This window comes from Komagataeibacter europaeus LMG 18890, from assembly GCF_000285295.1.
Taxonomy (GTDB): Bacteria; Pseudomonadota; Alphaproteobacteria; order Acetobacterales; family Acetobacteraceae; genus Komagataeibacter; species Komagataeibacter europaeus.
The window spans coordinates 1-1,178 of sequence record NZ_CADP01000308.1; the positions used below are offsets into that span (position 1 = coordinate 1).

Genomic DNA, 1,178 nt, shown 5'->3' on the forward strand with positions numbered 1-1,178 from the left:
TCTGCAACCTGCACGGCATGCAGCTCCATCTCGCGGAGATTTCACGCACGGTCGCGCAGGGCGCTCACGCCGTCCTCATTGTGGATCAGGCCGCATGGCATACCAGTCAGAAGCTGGATGTTCCCTACAATATCACCATTCTCCCGCTGCCTCCCCGGGCTCCTGAACTGAACCCGGTGGAAAATCTCTGGCAGTTCCTGCGCAATACATGGCTCTCAAACAGGATCTTCAGAACCTATGACGATATCGTTGATATCGCCTGCCATGCCTGGAACCAGCTCGTCAATCAACCATGGCGCATCATGTCAATCGGACTGCGCAATTGGGCTCATGGGTTATAGCAATCAACGGTTGGTATAACCCGTTATGGCAGCCTGATCGCTTATGCCCGACAACTTGGTCGCAACGACTGCGCGCGCGTTCTGGAACAGACACTTGCGGAAGAAAAATCTGCTGACCAGAAACTGACGCGCATTGCCGGGATAAGTGTAAACCAGCATGCGGCCTGAAGCCGGATATATATGAAAAGGCTTGTCCTTCCTATCGGGAGAAAAGGGGCAGGGGACCCGGTCCCGGCTGCCCCATTCCATGTGCCCTGATGTAAAACACTTTATCTTATGAAATAATTTCTACATATCAGGGCACGCATTGTTCATGTTCAGCATGAATGACCGGTTTCCCCTTGTGTCTATGCAAAACAGTTCTGCCAGAAGACAATCATACAGGGGGGCGTACGCGTCCTGTATGCGACCGTGCGCGTCACACCCGGCGGAAAAAGAAGTAATACCAACCGTTGATTGCTATAACCTATGAGCCCACTTGCGCAGTCCGATTGACATGATGCGCCATGGTTGATCGACGAGCTGGTTCCAGGCATGGCAGGCGATATCAACGATATCGTCATAGGTTCTGAAGATCCTGTTTGAGAGCCATGTATTGCGCAGGAACTGCCAGAGATTTTCCACCGGGTTCAGTTCAGGAGCCCGGGGAGGCAGCGGGAGAATGGTGATATTGTAGGGAACATCCAGCTTCTGACTGGTATGCCATGCGGCCTGATCCACAATGAGGACGGCGTGAGCGCCCTGCGCGACCGTGCGTGAAATCTCCGCGAGATGGAGCTGCATGCCGTGCAGGTTGCAGACAGGGAGCACGAGGCCTGCGGCCGCTCCCTTTTCAGG

The 1,178-nt window shown here is 54.2% G+C and carries 2 protein-coding genes and 1 pseudogene; 2 read left to right on the plus strand and 1 reads right to left on the minus strand.

The window, feature by feature from the left end:
* Positions 1-341: transposase (locus tag GEU01_RS21995; RefSeq protein WP_019084659.1), on the plus strand; the 341-nt coding region annotated here is incomplete at its 5' end.
* Positions 342-356: 15 nt separating this feature from the next.
* Positions 357-509, plus strand: a pseudogene (locus tag GEU01_RS25505) (DUF892 family protein); the annotation flags it as partial.
* A gap of 291 nt (positions 510-800) precedes the next feature.
* Here the strand turns inward: GEU01_RS25505 and GEU01_RS22005 are convergent.
* Positions 801-1,178: transposase (locus GEU01_RS22005; RefSeq protein ID WP_019087699.1), on the minus strand; the 378-nt coding region annotated here is incomplete at its 5' end.